The sequence below is a fragment of the Arthrobacter sp. ISL-30 genome (assembly GCF_018613855.1).
Taxonomy (GTDB): domain Bacteria; phylum Actinomycetota; class Actinomycetes; order Actinomycetales; family Micrococcaceae; genus Arthrobacter.
In genome coordinates this window covers 1-20,407 of the sequence record NZ_JAGGPK010000007.1, presented here as the reverse complement: position 1 = coordinate 20,407, position 20,407 = coordinate 1, and the positions used below count along the sequence as shown (strand labels likewise).

Sequence of the window (20,407 nt, the reverse complement as noted above, 5' to 3'; positions counted from 1 at the left end):
AAAGTCGTGAAATTTGCGGTCCGGATGGACGTGGCAATACCGCAGGAGATGGCTGAACAGGCGAAAAATGATCTACTCGCCAGGGAAAAGGAGTACTCCCAAGCGCTCCAGCGAAGCGGCGAGTGGCAGAGCATCTGGCGCTGCGTCGGGGAGTATGCCAACCTCAGCATTTTCGACGTTGGCAGCAATGAACGCCTGCATGAGATTCTCTGGGGGCTGCCGCTGTTTCCCCATATGAGGATCGAGATTACTCCCCTGGCGACGCACCCGTCCGATATCGCCCTGGCCTGAACCCCTGAGCATCGTGGCCCCTACGGCTCCACCCATCGCCGGAGTGCATCGGGGAGGGTCATGTTCGCGGGGCAGCGTCGATGTCAACCAGCCAGGCAATCGCCCGCTGCAGCAGCTCCCGGTGCTCAGGGGATTCAAAGGACGCGGCGTCGTGGCCGAGGCCGTCGTAGAAGCTCCTCGCCTCCGTTCCCTCGGGACGCAGCCGAGTCAGCGACCAGATCAGAGGTTGGCTGACACGGTCATGCTGGTGCGTGGCGTGCACGGTGATACCGGGGACGGTACGCAGCCAGCTGTAGCGTTCGTCCATGACTGTGAAGTCCGGGATACCCGCCGCGAGGGGCGCGGAATCCCGGTCCACTTGGATCTCGGCCAACCCGTAGTCCGGGTGCATCGATGTTCCCCTGATCCAGCGTCCGCCCACGGCCTCCTCCCACTCGGGGAAGTCAAGGAAGCTGGTTGAGCTGACATGGCAGGCGAGCAGCGGCCCGCCGTCGTCCAGCCAGCGCCGCAGTCCGCGGGCGGCGTCGGGCGTTTTTGGTGCGGGATTGCCGTCCCGCGGCAGCCCGACATTAACCACCAAAAGGTCCGGCCGGACCGAGTCCGTCTGGTTGGGCACCGCGGCGTTCAGCCCCTCCAGCGCGGCGTCGACGTCGTCGGGGATCTCGACGTCGAACCCCGCCTCGCGCAGGAGCGTCGCCAAAGCAGCGGACGTCTCGGCAAACGGGTGCCAGGGGTCCGCATAACGGCCGACGCCGCTGAGCAGGAGCGCCTTCACAGCGAACCCTCCAATTCCTGGGAATCCTGCGCCGCTGAACCCTGCAAGGAACCGGCGGTGACGTTCCGCGGACCGCCAACGGACGAATCCCGCACGACCAGCTCCGGATTCAATTCGACCCGATGGACAGGGCGCATCCTTCCCTCTGCGAGCCGCGCCGCCATCAGCTGCACCGCCACCCTGCCCACATACCGTTTCGGGGGCCGTACCGCGGAAATCGCGGGCTCGGCCAAGTAGGCCACCTCGTCGTCGTACCCCACGATGGACATGCTTCCGGGCACGTCCACCCCGTGGTCGACGCAGTGCTGGACAAAGGCGACCGCCTGGGTATCCGAATGCACCAGCATCGCCGTGGTGCCTGTGTCCCGGCAAAGTTCAAGAATCCGGTCGAAATGCTCCGAGCGGTCTCCGTTCCCCAGGCCGGCCGAATCCTCAGAAACCGAGCCCTCAAGCGGAATCTTCAGCGCAGCCATCGCCTGCTTCCAGCCGCGCACCACATGAGGGCTGGTGGGGCTGGACGAATCCGTCAGGCAGCCGATTTTGCGATGTCCTTCCTGCCAAAGGTGCCTCACCGCCACGCCGGCACCGAACGCATGATCCGTTGCCACCCATTCCAGGCGGTGGGCCGGAATCTCGCCCGGCGAGCGCCGCTCGGCCAATACCACGGGAATCGGCAGGGCATTGAGCCACCGCAGCAGCTCCTGTCCCTCGGCGCCGGTCATATCAGGCGCCACGATCAGGCCGTCGATGTTCTGGTGATCAAGGAGCGCCTGGACCTGTTTCCGATTGTCCGCGGCATCGTAGGCTGAGCCGCGGACAAGAATCCGCAGGTTCTGTTCCTCAGCTTCAGCCCGAGCACCACTGATGACCTGGGGCCAGTAGTAGTCCAGCGAAGGAACCACCATGCCGATCGAGTAGGTGTGCGCTTGCTGATGAGATCCGGACGCGCTGCGATCCAGCGGACTGGGCAGGGTGGCGCCGCCGTGGACCCGGGACACCAGGCCCTCGTCGGCCAACTGGTTCACATCCCGCCGGATGGTGAGCTCGCTGACACCAAATTTTGCGGCAATCCCGCTGACGGTGATGGAACCGTGGGCGCGCAGCTCGTCCATAAGCCGCTCGCGCCTCTGGAGCGAAAAGAGCGGCCTGCCGCTTGCTTCGGGGGTGTTTTCGCTAGTCACTGGATAGCCTCCACGGTAAGGATGAACGAGCCTGAATTGCGTAGTTCTGCCGGCAGGCGGAACCGGAGCCTGGTCAGCTTCGTACCCCAGACCTCGGACAGCAGGGGATCATCCAGCAGCCATTCATCAACGCGTACGACGGCGGAGGCCGGGTCCCAGCGCAGCACCGCGCCGCGTCCGCCGTCGACAGTGGGGATTCCGTCCGGCCGGACGCTCACCGAATCCTTGGTGACGTTGACATTCCCTGCCAGGAGGTAATGGATGTCGATCTCTCCGCTGGACCCGGAGACCGCCGGCTGCAAGGCGGTCCAGCGGTCCTCGATAATCAACCGCTCTGACGCGCGGTCCAGCTCCATTGCCCGGATCCAGCTGGAGGTGTTGGCAAGTCCATAGGCGCCGGCAAGTTCCAGCGCCAGGGTGGGTTCCTCCGCGGTGGGCGTACGCAGGACGCTTGCCCCGAATTCCTTGCCTGTCCCCTGCTCCAGGCCGAATGGAGCGGGAACGCTGTGCCAGCTGCTCTGCATCGCCCGGATGCCGTACCGGTCGGGCCCGAAGGTTTGCGCCGTGTAAGTCGGCTGGCCCGCGTCCACCAGCAGCGGAACGCCGTCGACGGCGACCACCACCGATCCGACGTCGCGATGGTTGTGATGCTCGCCGTTATGGCCGCCCTTCGCGGCCAGCGCGAGTCCCCTAACGCTTCCCGGCGTTTCACGTGCCACCATGATCTGCACCGACGGCAGGTAGGTGAAGCCGGTGAGGGGCGGGGTCGCAGTTTCCATGCTGGCTGGCACGGACGTGAGCAAAGCATGAAGCACCCTGCCGAGCCCCGCCGCCGCCCACGGCACCCTGGAGCGAAATGCCTCAGCATGCCGCACGGCATCTTTGTTGTCCAGCCGCACGGCCCAGCGGTGCAGCATGTCCCATGGCATTCCGCTCCACGCACGCGCCGGACCGTCTGCCACATTGAGGAACCAGTTGTGGCCCAGATGCATGCGATGCGGGAAGGCAACGAGTTCGCGCACTACCGGAAGATCGCCGTCAAGGACCCCTGCACTCCCTTCGTCCAGCAAAGCCAGCGCTTCCAAAGCCCTGCCAGCACCGTTCCACCAGTAGGCGAATCCTTCGTCAATGGCCCCGTCCGGCGGGATGGATGCCAGGAAACGGTCCAGCCCTTCAATGACACGCTCCACGATCAGCGACTGTTGCGCCGAATCCTCGAGCAGGAAGAGCGCTGCCGCCAGGATGTTCGAGTGGATCCACGGGTTCCAGTTGTGGACATCCCCGTGGAGGCCCAGCCAATGCCAGTCCAGGCGGTCGAGGAAGGGAGTGAAGACCCGTTCGTGGGTCTCTGTTCGAATTCGTTGGCGTAATCCCGGCGCACGCTCATCCAGCCGATCGCCGAGGACCAGGTCCAGCCAGGCAAGCTGGGCCGCCACCTCCCCCGCGCCCAGGTCCAGATATGGCACGGCGGGGTCGGGAACCACGGCACCGGTAACTTTGAAAATGTCGTCGTGCGCCGCCCAGCACCACGAGCTCTGCTCGCACAGCAGGTAGGCGCCGTCAATCACCTCGTCCAGCCAGTCAGGACCGGTCCCGTCACCGGAAGATTCGCGGCTGGCAGCAATCGCAGCCATGACGACGGCGTGCGTCAGGCGCTGCTGCCGCGCGGCTACCCGGTCCTCGTACTCAGTTCGATTGCCATCCCGAAAGTAGCGGGCGTAGTGGGAGACCAGAGGTTGTGGCCAAGGTGTCCCTCTTTCCGCATTTGCGGTCGCCGCCAGGTCCTGGAGGGCTGCCGAATCCACGGCTTCCCAAGCGGGATCACCGGCCGGACGCACACTTAGCCGACGACGGGCGTCCGACAGGGAGGACATCAGCTGCGTCGCGCTCGCCGCCCTTCCCCAAGCCGAGGACAGTGGTCGTGCCTCTTGTCGCAATGCCATGGGCTCGATCAGGGGCGTCATCGCTCACTCCTCCGCTTAGCAACATGTTCGAACGTGAACGATTCAGGTCAAGCGTGATCGTTTTGATTGTTTCGTCTTGTTCATGAGTATCTACTAATTGTTAGATGTGATGCAAGACAACAAACCGGGGTGGCCAGGCCGTTTCCCCAACGAACTTGGAAGGGAGGATCACTCAATGTCACCCAAGCCCACGGCGCTGCTGGTCATGAATGGCGGAACCTTTGCCGATCAGTTTGATGCCGTCCGCCTTGAGCGTTTGCGAGGACTTGTTGACCTCGGCGAGCAGCCCTGGACGGATTCCCTTGACTCACCGGAACTGACACGGCGCTTGGACGAGGTGGAAATTCTGCTCACCAGCTGGGGAGTTCCTCGCTTGGATGCTCCGGCGCTGGAGCGGATGCCTAAATTGCGTGCAGTCTTTCATTGCGCCGGAACAGTTCGTAGCTTCGTCAGCGACGAGCTCTGGGACCGGGGCATCCTGGTAACCAATGGCGCGGACGCCAACGCAATTCCCGTCGCGGAGTTTACCTTTGCTTCCATTGTGCTGGCAGGGAAGAAAGCCCAGTTCCTCGCCAACGATGCCCGGGCATTCCGCATGGACTGGAGCTATTCCGCGGCGCGGGGTGAACTCGGCAACATCGGCCGCGTCATCGGCGTCGTCGGCTTCTCCAGGATCGGCCGCAGGGTGGTGCAGCTGGTCCAGCAGCTCGAAGACGTGACTTGCCTGGTCAGCGATCCCCATGCTGACCCGCTGGAAGTTGCGGCCGCCGGCGGCCGGCTGGTTAGCCTTGAGCAACTGCTGCCGGTCTCCGACGTCGTCACCATTCACGCGCCGGCTTTGGCGGAAACCAGGCACATGATCAGTGAGCGGGAGCTTCGAGCGATGAAGGACCATGCCACACTCATCAACACTGCCCGCGGTTCACTAGTGGACACAAAGGCCCTCGAGGCGGAATGCCTCACCGGACGCATCCAGGCCCTCCTGGACGTCACCGAACCCGAACCGCTACCGGAGGCTTCGGTGCTGTATGACCTCCCCAATGTCGTCATCACTCCGCACATCGCCGGGTCCCTTGGCACTGAAACCCGCAGGATGTCCGACGCAGCACTAGATGAACTGGAACGCTACCTCAATGGCCAGGAACCCGTGGCACAGGTTGTACCCGCGGACCTCGGCCTGAGTGCCTGAACTACTACCTCCCGCTGCTGTCGCAGCGAATTCCGTCCCCGCATCAATCCCCCTAAAGGAGAACCGCAATGAAGCGCATTACTCTGGCAGCGATTGCCCTCGCCGCCTCCGCCGGCCTTGGCCTGACCGGATGCGCCGGTGCAGCCGGCCCCGCTGAGAAACCCGCACAGGAAGGCAAGACCACCCTGAGCGTCTCGGTCTGGAACTACGAAGGCACCCCTGAATTCAAGGCCCTGTTCGACGCTTACGAGGCCGCGAATCCCAATATTGACATTGAACCCGTGGACATCCTGGCCGAGGACTACCCGCAAAAGGTCACCACCATGCTGGCTGGCGGGGACACCACCGACGTGCTGACCATGAAGAACGTCATCGATTACTCGCGTTACGCGAATAACGGGCAGCTTCAGGAAATCAACGGAGTCGTAGACAAGCTGGATAAGGACAATCTGGCCGGACTGGACGCTTTCGACCTCAACGGCAAATACTTCGCCGCCCCGTACCGCCAGGACTTCTGGCTGCTCTACTACAACAAGGACCTCTTCAAAGCCGCAGGAGTGGAAGAGCCCAAGGACCTCACCTGGGATGAATATGTGGCACTGGCCAAGAAACTCACCACCACCGCCGACGGCAAGACTGTCTACGGTACCTACCACCACATCTGGCGCTCGGTAATCCAGGCCATTTCGGCTGCACAGAACGACGGCGACCAGAACAGCGGAGACTACGGCTTCTTCAAGGACCAGTACAACACCGCCCTTGATCTCCAAAAGAGCGGCGCCACCTTGGACTTCGGAACGGCCAAGAGCCAGAAGACCAGCTACCGCACGATGTTCGAAACCGGGCAGACTGCCATGATGCCCATGGGCACTTGGTATATCTCCGGCTTCGCCGCCGCCAAGAAAGCCGGCAAGACCAACGTGAACTGGGGCCTGGCCCCCATGCCTCAGAAGTCCGACGACGGCAACGTCACCACATTCGGCTCCCCCACTGCCTTTGCTGTGAACAAGAACGCGGCACATTCGGAGGAAGCAAAGAAGTTCATCGAGTGGGCCGCGGGCGAAGAGGGCGCCAAGGCCATTTCTAAGATCGGCGTCGTCCCTGCGCTGCAGAACCAGGCGGTGACGGACGAATACTTCAAGCTTGAGGGCCTCCCCGTCGACGAACTGTCCAAGAAAGCCTTCACCCCGGACAAGACCGCCCTTGAAATGCCGGTCAGCGACAAGTCCGCCGCCGTGGACAAGATCCTCAACCAGGAACACGACCTGATCATGGTGGGCGAACGTTCCGTCGAGGACGGAATCAACGAAATGGGCAAGCGTGTGAAGAGCGAAGTCCTCAACAAGTGACACTCCAGGGCTCCGGTGCCGCACCCCGCGGTGCGGCACCGGAACTGGACCAGAACACTCCGGATCCTGAAATGGAGGAACGCCCCGTGCACCGGGAGCGGTCATCATGACTACTGAAACAATCAACCCGGCCCCAGCCGTTACGCAAGGCCGCGGCAACCGCAAACAGGCACGGCGGAACACCCTGATCGGCTGGACCTTCATCCTCCCGAACTTCCTGGGCTTCCTGGCCTTCACCCTCGTCCCCGTCCTGGCCGCCTTCGCACTGTCCTTCATGGAGTGGACTTCCTTCAGTGCACCGAAATGGGTGGGCCTGGCAAACTTCCAGCGCATGCTCGAAAGCGATACCTTCTGGGTCGCCCTGCGCAACACGGTCGTCTACGCGCTGGGACATGTTCCCCTGACCATGGCGCTGGCGCTGCTGCTGGCCATGCTCCTGAACCGCAAGCTCAAGGGCATCGGCTTCTTCCGGGTGGCCATCTTCTTCCCCTACATCACCTCGCTGGTGGCGGTCGCCGTCGTCTGGAACATGCTCTTCAGCCCGGACAGCGGACCCATCAACCAGTTCCTGCACTCCATCGGCATCGCAGAGGCGCCAGGCTGGACCTCGAGCTCCGACTGGGCACTCCCGGCGGTCATCATCACCAGCGTCTGGCGCGACATGGGCTACTACATGGTCCTTTACCTGGCCGGCCTCCAGGCAATCCCGAGTGAACTGTATGAAGCCGCCGAGGTCGACGGCGCCAGCGCCTGGCAACGCTTCTGGAACGTCACGATCCCATCGCTTCGCCCCACCACCTTCTTCGTGGTGGTCATGCTGACCGTCTCCAGCTTCAAGGTCTTCGACCTCATCGTGGTCATGACCAACGGCGGACCCGGGCGATCAACCACTGTGCTCTCGCAGCTGATCTACCAGGAGGGTATCGGCGAAGGGAAGTTCGGCTACTCCTCAGCGATCTCCCTGGTGCTGTTCCTCATCGTCCTGACCGTGACCGTTCTCCAATTCAAGATCCAGCAGCGGAGGGAACGCTGATGACCAACATGGCCGAAGACCTCAAGGCCGAGGCACCTTTCAGGGCCGGCACGCGCCTGGAAGTACCGCCGTCGGAAACTCCGCGGCGCTCAAAGGCCCCGCGGCGCTCAACCCGGGAACGCAAAGCCCGCACCCTGGACCTCATCCTGTACAGCGTCCTGGCCGTCCTCGTGATCGGGCTCATGGTGCCGTTCATCTGGATGGTCTCCTCCTCCCTGAAGGAGAACAACCAGGTCCTGACCGTCCCCATCCAATGGATTCCCACGGAATTCGTCTGGAGCAACTACACCGACATCTGGACGCGGATCCCGATGATGGGCTACGTGCAGAACTCGCTTTATCTGTCGGTGATCATCACCTGCCTGCAGGTCCTCACCGGTTCCCTGGCGGCCTACGGTTTCTCCAAGGTCCGCTTCCCCGGACGCGATGTGCTCTTCCTCGCCTACATCGGCACCATCGCGGTTCCGTGGCAGGCCTACATGGTGCCGCAGTACATCATGATGCAGCAGCTGGGCTTGACGAACAGCTTCAATGCCCTCATCCTGCTGCAGGCGTTCGGCGCCTTTGGTGTGTTCCTCATGCGGCAGTACTACATGACCATCCCCGATGAGCTGTGCGAGGCCGCGCGGATCGATGGGCTGAGTGAATACGGCATCTGGGCGCGCGTCATCCTGCCCCTGTCCAAGCCGGCCCTGGCCAGCCTGGCGCTGCTGACGTTCGTGAACACGTGGAATGACTACATGGGCCCGTTCATCTACCTCACCAGCAACAGGCTGTGGACTGTCCAGCTGGGCCTGCGCTCTTTCGTGGGCCAGTTCGACGCCGAATACGCAATGATCATGACCGGCTCTGTGATCTCCGTAGTGCCGATCCTGATCATCTTCCTGATCGGGCAGCGGTACTTCATCCAGGGCATCGCCACGAGCGGCATGAAGGGATGACAGCTGTGCGGGGGTACTCTGCCCTTCAGCGGAGGCGGTGGGCAAGGCGCCTATCCGGGCCGGGGTTCGAAACCTTCGGGAACATTTTCGGGTTCGTTTACACGTTCCTGGCTGGAAACGTCCTGCTCGCTGCTGCCAACGCGCCGCTTGTGTTCTTCCTGGCCCTCGTCCCGGACCCTGTAGCGGCCTGGCCGTTCTTCCTGGCGCTTTCGGTGACGGTTGCGCCGTCGCTCGCTGGTTTGTTCGGTGCCTTCCAGGCCCTCAACGACGACGGTTCCGCCGTCAAGCCGGTGAAGGCCTTCCTTGTTGGGTATAAGCGGTCGTTCCGCCGGTCGGCACTGCTTGGGCTGGGCGCCGTGGCGGTGCTCCTGTTCCTTGGCGTCGACCTGGCGATTGTGCAGGCGATGCCCGCGGCGGCCGTCCTGGTTCCGCTGATCGTCCTGGCCGCGGCGGTTGCCGTGAGCCTCACCGTGACGGCGGTTGCCGGCGTCGTCCTCCTGCCCGAGGCCCGATTCAAGAGCCTGATGAAGGCTTCGCTCTACCTCTGCGTCCAGCGCTGGTACCTGAGCCTCGCGATGCTCGTGCTGCTTGAGATCATCGCCGCTGCCGCGCTGCTCCAGCCGGTGCTGGGCGTTGCCTTTGCCCCGGCACCGCTGCTGTTCGTCGTCTGGAGCAATGCCGCCTACGCCTTCCATGCGGTGCTGCGGGAGGCGTAAGCGGTGTTGACCGGGCGCTTTCGCCGGGGTCGCCGGAAACGCTCATGGGCGCCGGAAATTTCCGGCGCCCATGAGCGTTTCGGGCGAACTCGCGGGCTACTGCCCGCCCTTGATCTTCCGCCAGCCACCAGCCCGGTTGTTGACGATGATCGCTTTGAACATTTCGCCGAGTGCTTGCTCGTTGATGGTTTCGCCCTCGCGGAAGGCAACAGTGCGGGCTGTTTTATTGTCGTGTCCGGCAGTGATGATGTTGTGCGGGTCAGGGACGATGCCGCCGTCGTACAGGAAAACGTTGACGTGGTCCTTCGCCGCGAGGAGGGCGCAGATGTTGCCGTCCAGCACAAAGTAGGGCTGGATTGTCCGTTTGATGGTTTCCTCGACGTCGGGATCGGCCCCGTGGACGAGGTCGCGGACCTGTTGGCAGATGGCTTGTTGCCATGCCGGGAGTGATTCGATGTAGTGGTCCACGCGCGGGTCTTTGCTGTAGTCCATGCCTAACACCTTGGCACATGAGGGGCCGGGGCTGCTTGAGGTGCTGTGGTGTAATTCCGGGGACTGCCGCGGGCTCCCTCCCAGTCTCTTCAGAGGGCTTTCCGTCCCTGTCTTCATGTTCCCGGGCCATGATCAATCAATGAGGCTTTGGCGAAGGGTCTTCGTGCCTGGAATAGCAGCTCTGGCGGTCATCTTCCTGAGCGCGGCCGGCGCGTCCGGCGTCGACCAGATGGCAAACGTCAAAGCACGCAGTACGACTTCGGTCATCGCGTCAACTGCCATGGCTGACAGCCAGCCGTCGCTGCGTCACCTGGTTATCCGAGGCCTTGCCAAGGGATCACTTCCCGGTGGCTCTCCCTACGATGAACCCCGTGAAGAAAGGTACGACGAGAACTACCAGGAGACTCTTCACCAGCACCCGTCAGCGAGGAGCCCCGGCTGACACAGACGTGTCCTTTCCGCGGCCACAAGCGGGCCGCAGGATGACCTCACAAGGAGGACTGCTACCGCACATTGCCATTCGTGACACCGCTGGGCCCGATAATGCACAACAGGGGTGAAGGCGATTTAGCCTGCTGTATTACCTCGCCTCCAGCAGAAAGGGCCGACATGGGACAGCAATTCAGCAAGGAACCAATGGGCAGCGAACAGTATGGAAACGAGACCGACTCGTACGGCCGCTCATTGGCCGACCGGGCTGTGTGGCGCCAGGCAACAACCCTGGCGGCAGCGGGCGAACTCACGGCGCGTTGGCTGGAAGGGCATAGCCGTTACCAGCCAGGGACTTTGACGCCGGTTTTTGATGAGGAGACCGTAGCCATTGCCGCAACGCTGGCAGCTATCAACCGTGCCGGCCTTTTCACAAAGGAGTCGCAACCCGGGCAACTCCAGGACGCCGGCAATTCCCAGCGTGAGTACGTAACGGGCTTTTGCGCGCCGGACACTGCTTCCAGACTCCTGCAGCTTTCAGCCCGCACTGAACTGGTAGCGGTGGCGCATGCACCCGGGGAACCCGGCAGGGCTTCCATACCCGTCACGCTTCAGGGCGACGAGGTGGTTACGGTTCTGGGCACCAGCGAAAGCCCGGCAGATACGGACGCGCTGAGTGACTGGTCAGCGGAAAGCAACGAAACGTTAGCCCTGCTGCTGGCCGAGTCGTGGTACCTGGAACTGTTCGACCCTGTCTGGGGCAGGAGCGGGCGCCTGTTGGCAGCAGTGCTGGAAACCCTTGAATCCCCCTCAGCTGAGGTGCCCCAGGGAGCTTCATAAACCGTCAATTTGAGCCTCGCGTTACCCCGCGAGACGAAAAGCTAAGGACTAAGGCGCAAGCCCTGCTGCGCCGGGGCGAAACTGTGTAGCCTCGTGACGATCCACAGCAAACCGCGTGGGCAATCTATTGTGAGGAATTCGGGGATGAGCCTCAGTGAACTGCGGGTGTTCGGGCGGACAGGCACACCCATCAGCCCTCTCACCCTGGGCACCATGAACTTCGGCGAGGGGCCTGGCGGCGCGGCAGGCTGCGCTCCCACGGGGGCGGACGAGAGCATCCGCATTATCCAGGCCGCGCTGGATGCCGGGATTACCGCCGTCGATACCGCCGACGTCTACTCACAAGGTGAGTCCGAGCAGGTTGTGGGGCGCGCCCTCCGCGGCCGCCGCGACGACGTCTTCCTTGCCACCAAGTTCCACGGGCAGATGGGCACCAATCCAGCCCATTCAGGCAACTCCCGCCGCTGGATTATGCAGGCCGTGGAGGGCAGCCTCCGTCGGCTGCAGACGGACCGGATCGACCTTTACCAGGCGCATCGGCCGGACTACAACACCGATGTGCTGGAGACCATCACGGCGCTCAACGACCTGATCCGGCAGGGAAAGATTCTCTACTACGGCACCTCGGTGTTCACGCCGGCTCAGCTGGTGGAAGCGCAGTGGCTCGCCACGACGAATCATCTGATCCCGCCGGTGGCCAACCAGGTCCCCTATTCAATGCTCGTGCGTGGAAATGAACGCGACGTGCTTCCCATCGCCCAACAGTACGGCCTTGGAGTGCTCGCCTATGGGCCGCTGGCTGGCGGGTGGCTGTCCGGGAGTTTTACGCTCGACGCCGGAAAGCCGCCGACGCGGGTGCATTCCCTCCCGGGGCGCTATGACATCTCCGGACCGGCAAGCGAGCGGAAGCTGCTGGCAGCGGATTCGCTGGCGCGGCTGGCGGAGAAGCTCGAGTTGTCCCTGGTGGAGCTGTCCGTCGGCTTCGCCCTGAACCACCCCGCTGTGAGCAGCGTGATCATCGGGCCCCGCAGTGAAAAGCACCTCCACGCCTACCTCGAGGCCGCTCATACTGTGTTGGGCGAATCGGTGCTGGACGCGATCGACGAACTGGTGCCTCCCGGGACGAATTTTGTGGAGCGAGATTCCGGGGCCGTGGTGCCGTCGCTGGAGTACGCGGAACTTCGCAGAAGGTAGGGCCTGACCCTGGCTCGGGCCCTCTCGCGGAGCACATCAGCCAGGCTTAAGCTGGGGCCATGCCAGCTGCGGAGGAGCTCCTTCCGGCCAGGCTTCGGCCTCCCCTGGAGGTTGCCTTGGCCAAGCCCGTCAAGGTTCTGCCGCCGTCGAACGCGTTGCCCGGGCTTTGTTGCTACGAGCCCAAATGGGATGGCTATCGCGCTCTGATCATCCGCGAGGGAACCAGCACAAGCCTCTGGTCACGGCAGGGCAAAGCCCTGACGAGATATTCTGTTGGGGTGAAGGACCGCCGCGCTGGCCTTTGGCCTGATGAGAGGGCGGTTGTCAGTGCGCGACAGATGTCGCTCACTTGTCTAAGTATGTCGACTTCATCCAGGACCAACCACAACGGCAACAGGTTCACGGGTTGGATTATCTGGCCCCCGGAGCAATTGCGCTGATGCCCCTCGGCTTTTGGAACATTTAAAGCGGCGCGTTGCCTGGTGCTGTTTGCTCCGCTGTGCTTGTGAGGAACCGGCCCGCCCGCCGGAAGTCACGGGCGAGAAGCCCTACCCCGGCCACTACTACTCCCACACCAATTGCCATCAGCCAAGCGAACAGACTGTCACCGCGTAGGGCCAAGTTCATGACTTGAGGAATGAAGATGAGCGGATACAACGGCGCCAGGAGCAGTTGCGTGGCGAGGCCCTTTCGTAATTGCACCGCGGCGGCCCGGGTGACCGAAAGATGTTCCGGATCGATGGGTGCCTTCCCTGCGATCTGACGACGGACCTGCTTCTTTTCCTCGTTTTCCAGGGAAAGCAGCACATTGATCCTTCCCAATTTTGCTGCAGGTACCACTTTCTTCGAGTTGTAGACCAAGCCCACAATCAGGGCGCCTAGAAATCCAAGGAGAAACCCGAAGGTCAGGAAGGTCGGCCACCTCTCCGGTGTGCCTGGGAAAGCAAGGGTTCCGCCGATGGTCCCGGTCGCGACCAGGATGAGGAATCCGGCAGGGAAATAGCGGGTGTAATAGGTTTTCACGGCCTCGCCCAGGCCGTTGTCCTCGACGCCCTGGGCTCTTCTCATCGCGTCTGCCCAACGGTCATTGGACTCCGCCATGAGATCGTCAATACCGCTCATCGTTTTCTTCTTCCCCGAAGCACAAACGCTGAAAAGACGCCAGTGAAAACCTGCTGAAGCATCCTGTGCAGATCCTCAAATCCTGAACTATGAGCACCAATAAACCAATGGTCCCAGCCCGTTCCTAGTCAACGAGTCCCGCTCAGGAGACAGTTTTGTCGCGGATTCGGCAGCCCTCACTCAGGGCAGCGATGATTCGCCGGCGGAGCGTCCCGTACAGGGTTCGGGCTGCGGTTATGGCCGGAGCGCTAGAACGCGGCTGAGCTCAAACGCTCTCTGAGAACGCCGTTACCTTTTGAAGGCCTACTCGTTGCACCCTTGGGCGAGAAACCGCCCTTCCGAATCTGCGATTTCGTCGTTCCTACCTGCGGACTACAGACTGCGAGAAGTCGGCACCATGTACTGCTGAATGTCCTGATAGTAGGCTCGGCACAACTAAGAAAAGAGCGCAACCATGGGTAATCAGAAAGGCATCGACATGAAGCTGCGGGCCGCCTTCATTTTGCCTGCAGTCGCGGTCATTCTGATCTTGGGGATACTTGCTGCCTCTTTTCCCGACTTCCTCCGGCCACTGACATTCGCTATGCCTGTTGTGCTGGTCGTTGCTCTTGGTGCTCTGCTCTTGACGGAGCGGAAGAGACGGCGCGGTGACCGACTTTGATAGCCCTTCTAGTCCCCGCAAGGGCCAGAGATGTGCCAAATAGTGCTCGTAAATAGCGGCCATTACCGCTGTGAAATACACGTCCATTCACTGCTGTGTCCTACCGGGACGTACCCGTCCCGGTAGAGGTTGGCCGTCGAAGCCATTGTTTGCCGCCGACTTGTTGAGTTGAGCCATGAGTTGGCGGTTCGCCTCCCGGGCGGCACCTAGTTCTTCCTCTTGGTCTTGCAGCTTGGCTTGTAGTTCTTGGATCTCGTTCTGCAGTGTGTTGTTCTGCTCCTCGAGGGCGGCGTGGTTGTGAGGGGCCCCTAGTCCGGTTCGGGAGTAAGCCTGCTCGCCGAGGAGCTCCGACAGCCGGGCTTCAAGGTCGGCGATGTGCTGAGTCTGGCGGCGTGCCGTGGCCCGCAGGTTCAGGTTGTCGGCTTCGAGGCTTTGGCGCGAAGTCGTGGTGGCGGTGCCTGCTGCCGATGGCTGGTCGGCGGCCGCGTAAACGTCTGCGCGGAGGTCGAGATGGCGGTGGATAAAGGAACGGTGCACTCTGGCCCGGGCTGCGACCGAGGAGATCGTGATCTCGATACCTTCGGTTCGCATGGCGTCCAGCGCCTGGGCCACGCGGGCACGGCGCGCATCGACGTCGCGCCGCCGGGCGACGGTCAGCGGGCTGGGCCCGACTTCGGGCGTCATGACCGCCCCTCCTGGGGGCCGATTGTGGGCATGCCGAGTGTGATCTTCTGGCGGGCGCTGCGGATCACGTCGATCGCTTCCTGGATTCGCTGCTGGTCCGCGGGACTCAATTGGCCGAGGTCATCCTCGACGCGGCGGATCAACCCGCGTAGCTGGTCGATCTCTTCATAACTGGGCGCCGTCTTGGCTCGTACCCATTCCTGCACGTCGGTCGCGGCGAGGATCCGTTCGCGGTCGGCGAGGAGCTGTTGGAGATAAGACTTCAATTCAGGTAGGTAGGAGGCGTCGCTGCGGAAGTGGCCGCAGCCGATGCAGCTGTACTTGTAGGGGCAGGCGTGGCCACCGGCTTTGACGTTTGAGGGCTCGGTGCACACGCCGAACGGCACCGCGATCTGGCCGACGCGCAGCCGCGCGTGTTCTTCAGCGACGAGCCCGGCGATGCCGGCGAAGACACGGCGGCCCTGACTGTCGAACTGGTGCTGGGCGACTTGATTCACTGCTTGGCGGACCCGCTTTTCGGTGACCCTGTAGTAGCCCATCGTGGTTTCCATGGAGACATGGCCCATGAGGTCGCGCAGCACGTCCGGAGGCGTGCCGTTGTCGGCGTGACGTTGGGCGTAGCTGTGCCGGTAGGAGTATGGCACCGCGACTGCGGCGGGAAAGGGCTGGCCTGCGTCGTCGACGAGCTGCTCGGCAATGGAGTCGATGAATTCTCTGTGGGCTTTGCTCATGTGCGGGACCCCGATGTGGAAGGTCCCGTAAGGGTTCATCTGGTTTCGCGGGAACAGCGACAGCTGGTCCAGCGGCGTTTTGGGGAAGCGCTGATGGACGTTCTCGCGGTGTTCTCGAATGAGGTCGGCTGTTTCAATGCTGATCGGCAGGCGCCGGTTTGGTCGGTTGTTTTTGCTGTCCGTGTAGATCAGCACATGATGGCCGTCCGCTGTGCTGTCCAGGCAGTCCCAAGGGAGCTGGCATGCTTCCTCGGGGCGTCGGCCCGTATCGATCAGCACTTCAACGATGCGGCGCACGTCCAGTCCTGCACGTGCTTCCAGGTCTGCCAGGTGGGCATTGATGGTCCGCTGCACGGGAATGGGTAGATCGCGACCCGGCGCCGGGTTCTCTGGCGGCCTGGGGACATCACTGTGGCGCAGTCGGAAATCGTCCGGCAGCCCGGCTAAGGGCCGTGCCGGGCGGGTGAGTCCGAAGGCGCGGACATCATCGAGGAAGCGGCGAACGCGTGTGCTGATGACGTAGCGCTTTTTGGTAGTGATCTGGCCGGTGCGCTCCAGGTATGCCAGACGGTTGGTGAAACGGATGATGTCGCTGCGGCCGAGTTCGTCGAGCACGAGGCCATGGTCCGGGCGGCCGTGCTGCAGGCTCCACGAGAGGTACCGGATGGCCCGGACGGTCTCTTTGGAGGTTGCGGTGGCTTGTCGGCCGCGGTGCAACGGAAGATCCTCCGACACCCAGTGCTTGGCTGCCTCACGGAGCCAGGGCTGGGACAGGATTTTGAAATTGATTTGCCCCTTGCCGCCGAAAATGGCGAGATCCCAGCGATCGCGCTGTTGCTCGCGTTCGGGAGACGTCAGGCTCCGTTGCACGGCGAGTGTCAGGGCCCGGATCAACGCTGCCATGTGCCTGGACTCGCTGCATATTGGGTGATCGAGGAGATCAAAGATACTGGCCACGTGGAGCTGGCGGGCATGACGCACCAGGGCACGCAACGCAAGCATGGAGGTCTTGGTGTGGTCATCGGTCCGCCATTGGAGCCCGGCGAGGATTTCCGTGATCACTTGGTCGGGTAGTCCTTTGAACGCCACGACCCGGCCGCTGTCGGCGGGCGGTTCCTGCGATCGTGCCCATTCCGCCAGCTCCGGTGGCGGATCTGTCCGCCGGGCTCGGCTCCATCGCAGGGCATGTGGATGGCAAAGTCTGTTCGGCACGCCCGCGACGCGGGAGCACGAGGGCACCCGGCATGGCCCAAAGGTTGACAACGGACCCGGCCGGGCGGCCTGCAGCCAGTCCTCAACGGTTGTTGAGGTGTGCTGTTGGAAGCGGAAGTTGTGCCCCAAACATAATCCAGTGCGCTGATTGGTCGGACGAGGACATCCAGTGACGCAGCAGAACCTTTCGCCACGTACCGGGCGTCCGCTCGTGGTGCTCAAGAACGCCTCGATCGACAGGCGGCCGCTGCGGAATTCACGACCACAGGCCGGGCATAGATCGTGGCCGGGGCTGGCCACGCTGGTGCTGCAGTCCTGGCGTGCGCACTGCCGAATGCCGAGCAAAGGATGACTCCTCGGAGGCGCCAGGACTTGCTCGTCAGCCTTCCAGCCAGCCGCCGCCAGAAAATCTGGCCGCAGAGCCGCATGCAGCACATCCAACTCGTCGTTCGGCGCTAGTGCCTCAACGCGGAAACGGCTGCCGCTGCTCATATAGCTCACTGTTTCTCTCCGTCCTTTCTGGGTGCGGGGACCCGGTTGACGACTGCACGGAGCCTCTCAGGTGAGGGGTGCAGGTAGACCTCGCTGGACGAGATCCAGGCGTGGCCGAGGAGTTCTTTGAGCACGTCGGCGGTCCCGCCGTGCTCCGCAATATTGGTGGCAAAGCTGTGGCGCAGCATGTGCGGATGAACCGGCCGCCTCAGGTGGGCGCGTGACGATAGCCGGGCCAAAAGTTCGTTGATGCCGCCCGGCCGCATCGGGGTCCCGACAGGATCGGCAAACAGGTTCACCAGCAGGAAGTCGGACCGCCCACCGGGGTCGACGCGGGCCCGCTCCGAGATGTACTGGTCATAGGCCTGAACGGTCAGCCAGTCAGCCGGTACTACACGCTGGCGGCGGGACTTTGCCCACGCACCGTTCGGATTCGTCCTTCGCACCACGTGCAGGTGCGTACCTCGGAAGCCGCAGCCCAGCCGGGAGGCATCAGGGACGAAGTGGACGTCTGAGCGGCGCAACCCGGCCAGCTCGCCTCGGCGCAATCCCATGCGCCACATGGCAATGACGATGAACCGGTCACGAGCGTTACGTGCCGCTCTGAGCAGGCCCGCCACGTCCTCCCCTTCAGCATTCACAATCGGAGAGTGCGGCTCGGACAACCGATGCCGGGCGCGTGCGCGGGGACGATGGGCACCCCGTTCTGCCTCGTTCACGGTATAGCTGTCGAAGGAGTCGTAGACCACTCCCATCACCTGCGGGTCCAGCTGACCCACCGCGGCCGTGTGCCGGAAGAAGCTGCGCACTGCAGCCATGATCGCATTCACTCGCCGTGGGCCACGCACCACTTCGGTGCGACCGGCGGCTATTCGGTCCGGGCGATAGTGCTGGAGCCAGTAGACAAAGCGACCAAGATAAGGAGCACTCTCCCGCCACGGCTTACGAATCGATGCAGCCCAGTCGAAGAACAGTGCAAGCGACGCCGCATAGGACTGGCTGGTGGACTCCGCACCATCCCGGCCCAGCCGGTGGTGCAGCAGGAAATCATCTGCCTCCACCACTACACGATGGGCTGGATCGAGCACGGTCCAGTAACGCAGCTCAGAAGGCATCCTCACGAGAAAGGACCTGAACGTCGCCACAGCCAGATCACCCCCTGCACCTCATCCCAGAGATGATGCTCATGCGAAGGATGGTAGAACTCGCGACGTGAAGGACGTGCCCGACACACCGACAGTCGCTGTCCCGGACACATATGGCAGTACAGAAATGCGACGTCCGCGACAACCTTTTAAGACCCAACAGAAGAGATACTTCCCGGAGCTCTCCGCCGCCGCGGTAAGTATGATCCCACCCGGCTGCGTCGTGGATGGGGAAGCCGTCGTGTGGGCCGAAGACCGACTGAATTTCAACGCTTTGCAGCGCCGGCTGGTTTCAGGGAAGGAAGGCCTGCAGTCCCTCGTCCGGGACTTCCCTGCAAGCTTTGTTGGCTTCGATATCCTGTGCGTCGCGGGGCAGGATACGAGGAATCTGCCGCTGCGGGATCGCCGCAGCCTGCTGGAGGAACTAGCCACCGTCTGGTCCCCTCCCCTGTCCCTATCGCCAATGACTTCAGACCGCGAGACAGCGGCGAAATGGCTGGAGGAACAGGCATCAGCTGGAATTGAGGGCTTGGTCATCAAGTGGAGTGGGCAACTGTATGCCGGGGGCCAGAGGCAGTGGTTGAAATTCAAACCCCGGACCACTCTGGACGTCGTGTGTGGGGCCGTCATCGGACCTATTGACCGGCCACAGGAAATAGTTGCAGGCCTCCCGTTGGAGGGTGAGTTGCGTATAGTTGGCCGATCTTCCCCTCTGCGCGTGGCCGATAGCCGAGCCCTTGCCCGTTGGCTGCGACCGGCCGCGGACCACCATCCCTGGCCGGCTACAGTGAAAGGGACGACGCTGGACCGGTTCAATCGGGACAGATCACCGGTGGCGCTGACTCGCGTAGAGCCGGTTGTCGTGGAGGTGTCTGCCGATACCGCTTGGTCCGGCTCTTCCTTCCGTCACTCGCTTCGCTACCTTCGTGTCCGGCCGGAGTTGGACCCTGATGAAGTGCAGCTTCCCGCCGGACTCCCGGGCTAGGGCACGCGGTTCAAACCATTCCATCCTCGCCGCCGCATGCGGCGAACAGCAAGCATGGACCACAGCCCAAACAGCACGCCAATGAAAACGGCGACGATTCCGGCAGTAAACCATCCGCCCTGCCCGAAAATCATCAACGCGATTCCAAGGAAGCACAGTCCCTTTGCAGCGATGTCCAGGTACAAAGGACCTCTCAGGTACGCCATGGCTCCACGATAACCCCGGATCCAGGTGTCCGGCCTGGGCTGGATCCGGCCAAGTCTGCCGCGTCTACGAGTATTTTCGACCGACTGCCATCACGGCTTCCGCATGTAGGACGACTTCGCCGTTGCGGATCATGCGCGCCGTGATTCGGTCATAGTGCTGTTTCATACTGGCCTGCATGGAAGGCGTTTGGCTGACAACAATCTTTCCGATCCCTGCGACTCCTCCAGCCGGTCCAGCCCACAGCTCGTCAGGGGCTATCCGAAAATCCCATTTCAAGGTGGTCGCTCGAACTTCGGACAGGTGTGCTTCCGTGAGGAGCCGCGCGAGGCCCTCCGCCGTCCTTTCGAAATCCTTTTCCACAGGCAGATGGCTGGGTGGGGGTGTGACTGCGCCGCTTGCACGTACTACGTCTGCCCAGAGCGAGTTCAATGCGGAAGGTCCTGACGGCCAGATCGTCACTCCCACTGCACCGCCGGGAGCACAGACACGAGTGAGGTCAGCTGCCGCTGCTCGTGGATCGCCAACATGGTTGACGACGAAATTTGCCGCCACTGCTTCAAAAGTCCCGGCGGCAAAAGGAAGATCGGGGACACTCCCTGCCAAAAGGGTGGCGCCCGACGCTGCCTTCCGGGTAAATTCCAGCATCCCGGGATCCGGATCAACCGCGGTTACTCGTGCACCCATGGCTGAAGCGCGGGCCGCGAGAGTTCCGGTACCGCAGCCCACATCTACCAGCTCCTTGCCAGGCAGGCTGGGTGGAGTCATATGGTCGTA

20 protein-coding genes are annotated in these 20,407 nt (G+C 62.7%); 10 read left to right on the top strand and 10 right to left on the bottom strand.

Annotated features, from left to right (window positions below; genetic code table 11):
• The first annotated feature begins 6 nt into the window (after positions 1-6).
• On the top strand, positions 7-291 hold the full coding sequence (catC, locus tag J7E82_RS02500) for a muconolactone Delta-isomerase (protein WP_214860019.1): 285 nt from the start codon (positions 7-9) through the stop codon (positions 289-291).
• A gap of 58 nt (positions 292-349) precedes the next feature.
• Here the strand turns inward: catC and J7E82_RS02495 are convergent, their stop codons facing one another.
• Genes J7E82_RS02495 through J7E82_RS02485 form a run of 3 tightly spaced genes read right to left on the bottom strand, consistent with a single transcriptional unit; the run spans position 350 to position 4,211 of the window.
• Positions 350-1,066: a ThuA domain-containing protein gene (locus tag J7E82_RS02495; protein ID WP_214860018.1), complete on the bottom strand. Its 717-nt coding sequence runs from the start codon at positions 1,064-1,066 to the stop codon at positions 350-352.
• Entirely contained in the window at positions 1,063-2,247 is a 1,185-nt protein-coding gene (locus J7E82_RS02490) for a substrate-binding domain-containing protein (RefSeq protein ID WP_308113563.1), read from the bottom strand. Before J7E82_RS02490 ends, J7E82_RS02495 begins: the two co-directional genes overlap by 4 nt.
• Positions 2,244-4,211: a heparinase II/III family protein gene (locus J7E82_RS02485; protein ID WP_251041349.1), complete on the bottom strand. Its 1,968-nt coding sequence runs from the start codon at positions 4,209-4,211 to the stop codon at positions 2,244-2,246. Before J7E82_RS02485 ends, J7E82_RS02490 begins: the two co-directional genes overlap by 4 nt.
• Before the next feature lie 175 nt (positions 4,212-4,386).
• On the opposite strand from J7E82_RS02485, the gene J7E82_RS02480 reads away from it, so the two are divergent.
• The 5 genes from J7E82_RS02480 to J7E82_RS02460 all read left to right on the top strand — a co-directional run bounded on the left by J7E82_RS02480 (position 4,387) and on the right by J7E82_RS02460 (position 9,439).
• On the top strand, positions 4,387-5,400 hold the full coding sequence (locus J7E82_RS02480) for a hydroxyacid dehydrogenase (protein WP_214860017.1): 1,014 nt from the start codon (positions 4,387-4,389) through the stop codon (positions 5,398-5,400).
• A gap of 68 nt (positions 5,401-5,468) precedes the next feature.
• Positions 5,469-6,749 carry an ABC transporter substrate-binding protein gene (locus J7E82_RS02475; protein WP_214860015.1) on the top strand — a complete coding sequence of 427 codons (1,281 nt, stop codon included), beginning with the start codon at positions 5,469-5,471 and terminating at the stop codon, positions 6,747-6,749.
• Positions 6,750-6,855: 106 nt separating this feature from the next.
• The gene (locus tag J7E82_RS02470) at positions 6,856-7,782 is read left to right on the top strand and encodes a carbohydrate ABC transporter permease (protein ID WP_214860013.1); all 927 of its coding nucleotides are present in this window, start codon (positions 6,856-6,858) and stop codon (positions 7,780-7,782) included.
• On the top strand, positions 7,782-8,723 hold the full coding sequence (locus tag J7E82_RS02465) for a carbohydrate ABC transporter permease (RefSeq protein ID WP_214860011.1): 942 nt from the start codon (positions 7,782-7,784) through the stop codon (positions 8,721-8,723). Before J7E82_RS02470 ends, J7E82_RS02465 begins: the two co-directional genes overlap by 1 nt.
• Positions 8,720-9,439 carry a DUF624 domain-containing protein gene (locus J7E82_RS02460; RefSeq protein WP_214860009.1) on the top strand — a complete coding sequence of 240 codons (720 nt, stop codon included), beginning with the start codon at positions 8,720-8,722 and terminating at the stop codon, positions 9,437-9,439. The genes J7E82_RS02465 and J7E82_RS02460 overlap by 4 nt, the downstream gene beginning before the upstream one ends.
• A 96-nt stretch (positions 9,440-9,535) precedes the next feature.
• On the opposite strand, the gene J7E82_RS02455 is transcribed toward J7E82_RS02460, so the two are convergent.
• Complete coding sequence (locus J7E82_RS02455; RefSeq protein ID WP_214860007.1) at positions 9,536-9,931, bottom strand: DUF1801 domain-containing protein; 396 nt, start codon at positions 9,929-9,931, stop codon at positions 9,536-9,538.
• 163 nt (positions 9,932-10,094) lie between these two features.
• Between J7E82_RS02455 and J7E82_RS02450 the strand changes: the two genes are divergently transcribed.
• The 3 genes from J7E82_RS02450 (at position 10,095) to J7E82_RS02440 (ending at position 12,394) form a co-directional block, all read left to right on the top strand.
• Positions 10,095-10,373, top strand: a complete 279-nt coding sequence (locus J7E82_RS02450) for a hypothetical protein (RefSeq protein ID WP_214860006.1) — start codon at positions 10,095-10,097, stop codon at positions 10,371-10,373.
• A gap of 194 nt (positions 10,374-10,567) precedes the next feature.
• The gene (locus tag J7E82_RS02445) at positions 10,568-11,200 is read left to right on the top strand and encodes a hypothetical protein (RefSeq protein ID WP_214860005.1); all 633 of its coding nucleotides are present in this window, start codon (positions 10,568-10,570) and stop codon (positions 11,198-11,200) included.
• 144 nt (positions 11,201-11,344) lie between these two features.
• Positions 11,345-12,394 carry an aldo/keto reductase gene (locus J7E82_RS02440; RefSeq protein ID WP_214860002.1) on the top strand — a complete coding sequence of 350 codons (1,050 nt, stop codon included), beginning with the start codon at positions 11,345-11,347 and terminating at the stop codon, positions 12,392-12,394.
• Positions 12,395-12,856: 462 nt separating this feature from the next.
• Here the strand turns inward: J7E82_RS02440 and J7E82_RS02435 are convergent, their stop codons facing one another.
• The 4 genes from J7E82_RS02435 to J7E82_RS02420 form a co-directional block, all read right to left on the bottom strand.
• On the bottom strand, positions 12,857-13,516 hold the full coding sequence (locus J7E82_RS02435) for a hypothetical protein (RefSeq protein WP_214860000.1): 660 nt from the start codon (positions 13,514-13,516) through the stop codon (positions 12,857-12,859).
• 748 nt (positions 13,517-14,264) lie between these two features.
• Entirely contained in the window at positions 14,265-14,861 is a 597-nt protein-coding gene (locus J7E82_RS02430) for a DUF6262 family protein (protein ID WP_214859998.1), read from the bottom strand.
• Positions 14,858-16,654, bottom strand: coding sequence for a site-specific integrase (locus J7E82_RS02425; protein WP_214859997.1), 1,797 nt, complete (start codon positions 16,652-16,654; stop codon positions 14,858-14,860). Before J7E82_RS02425 ends, J7E82_RS02430 begins: the two co-directional genes overlap by 4 nt.
• A 647-nt stretch (positions 16,655-17,301) precedes the next feature.
• Entirely contained in the window at positions 17,302-18,411 is a 1,110-nt protein-coding gene (locus J7E82_RS02420; RefSeq protein WP_251041352.1) for a site-specific integrase, read from the bottom strand.
• 157 nt (positions 18,412-18,568) lie between these two features.
• Here J7E82_RS02420 and J7E82_RS02415 point away from each other — a divergent pair, with 157 nt between their 5' ends.
• On the top strand, positions 18,569-19,426 hold the full coding sequence (locus J7E82_RS02415) for an ATP-dependent DNA ligase (RefSeq protein ID WP_214860143.1): 858 nt from the start codon (positions 18,569-18,571) through the stop codon (positions 19,424-19,426).
• Here the strand turns inward: J7E82_RS02415 and J7E82_RS02410 are convergent.
• Together J7E82_RS02410 and J7E82_RS02405 are read right to left on the bottom strand one after the other, a co-directional pair.
• Positions 19,423-19,632 carry a hypothetical protein gene (locus J7E82_RS02410; RefSeq protein ID WP_214859995.1) on the bottom strand — a complete coding sequence of 70 codons (210 nt, stop codon included), beginning with the start codon at positions 19,630-19,632 and terminating at the stop codon, positions 19,423-19,425. The two genes, J7E82_RS02415 and J7E82_RS02410, sit on opposite strands and share 4 nt — an antisense overlap.
• Before the next feature lie 64 nt (positions 19,633-19,696).
• A partial coding sequence (locus J7E82_RS02405) for a class I SAM-dependent methyltransferase (protein WP_214859994.1) occupies positions 19,697-20,407 on the bottom strand: 711 nt, incomplete at its 5' end.

Coding starts and splice junctions, on each gene's coding strand:
- J7E82_RS02485 (WP_251041349.1), bottom strand. CDS start 4,211: ATGACGCCCCTGATCGAGCCCATGGCATTGCGACAAGAGGCACGACCA.
- J7E82_RS02480 (WP_214860017.1), top strand. CDS start 4,387: ATGTCACCCAAGCCCACGGCGCTGCTGGTCATGAATGGCGGAACCTTT.
- J7E82_RS02475 (WP_214860015.1), top strand. CDS start 5,469: ATGAAGCGCATTACTCTGGCAGCGATTGCCCTCGCCGCCTCCGCCGGC.
- J7E82_RS02470 (WP_214860013.1), top strand. CDS start 6,856: ATGACTACTGAAACAATCAACCCGGCCCCAGCCGTTACGCAAGGCCGC.
- J7E82_RS02465 (WP_214860011.1), top strand. CDS start 7,782: ATGACCAACATGGCCGAAGACCTCAAGGCCGAGGCACCTTTCAGGGCC.
- J7E82_RS02460 (WP_214860009.1), top strand. CDS start 8,720: ATGACAGCTGTGCGGGGGTACTCTGCCCTTCAGCGGAGGCGGTGGGCA.
- J7E82_RS02455 (WP_214860007.1), bottom strand. CDS start 9,931: ATGGACTACAGCAAAGACCCGCGCGTGGACCACTACATCGAATCACTC.
- J7E82_RS02445 (WP_214860005.1), top strand. CDS start 10,568: ATGGGCAGCGAACAGTATGGAAACGAGACCGACTCGTACGGCCGCTCA.
- J7E82_RS02440 (WP_214860002.1), top strand. CDS start 11,345: ATGAGCCTCAGTGAACTGCGGGTGTTCGGGCGGACAGGCACACCCATC.
- J7E82_RS02435 (WP_214860000.1), bottom strand. CDS start 13,516: ATGAGCGGTATTGACGATCTCATGGCGGAGTCCAATGACCGTTGGGCA.
- J7E82_RS02430 (WP_214859998.1), bottom strand. CDS start 14,861: ATGACGCCCGAAGTCGGGCCCAGCCCGCTGACCGTCGCCCGGCGGCGC.
- J7E82_RS02420 (WP_251041352.1), bottom strand. CDS start 18,411: ATGCCTTCTGAGCTGCGTTACTGGACCGTGCTCGATCCAGCCCATCGT.
- J7E82_RS02415 (WP_214860143.1), top strand. CDS start 18,569: ATGCGACGTCCGCGACAACCTTTTAAGACCCAACAGAAGAGATACTTC.
- J7E82_RS02410 (WP_214859995.1), bottom strand. CDS start 19,632: ATGGCGTACCTGAGAGGTCCTTTGTACCTGGACATCGCTGCAAAGGGA.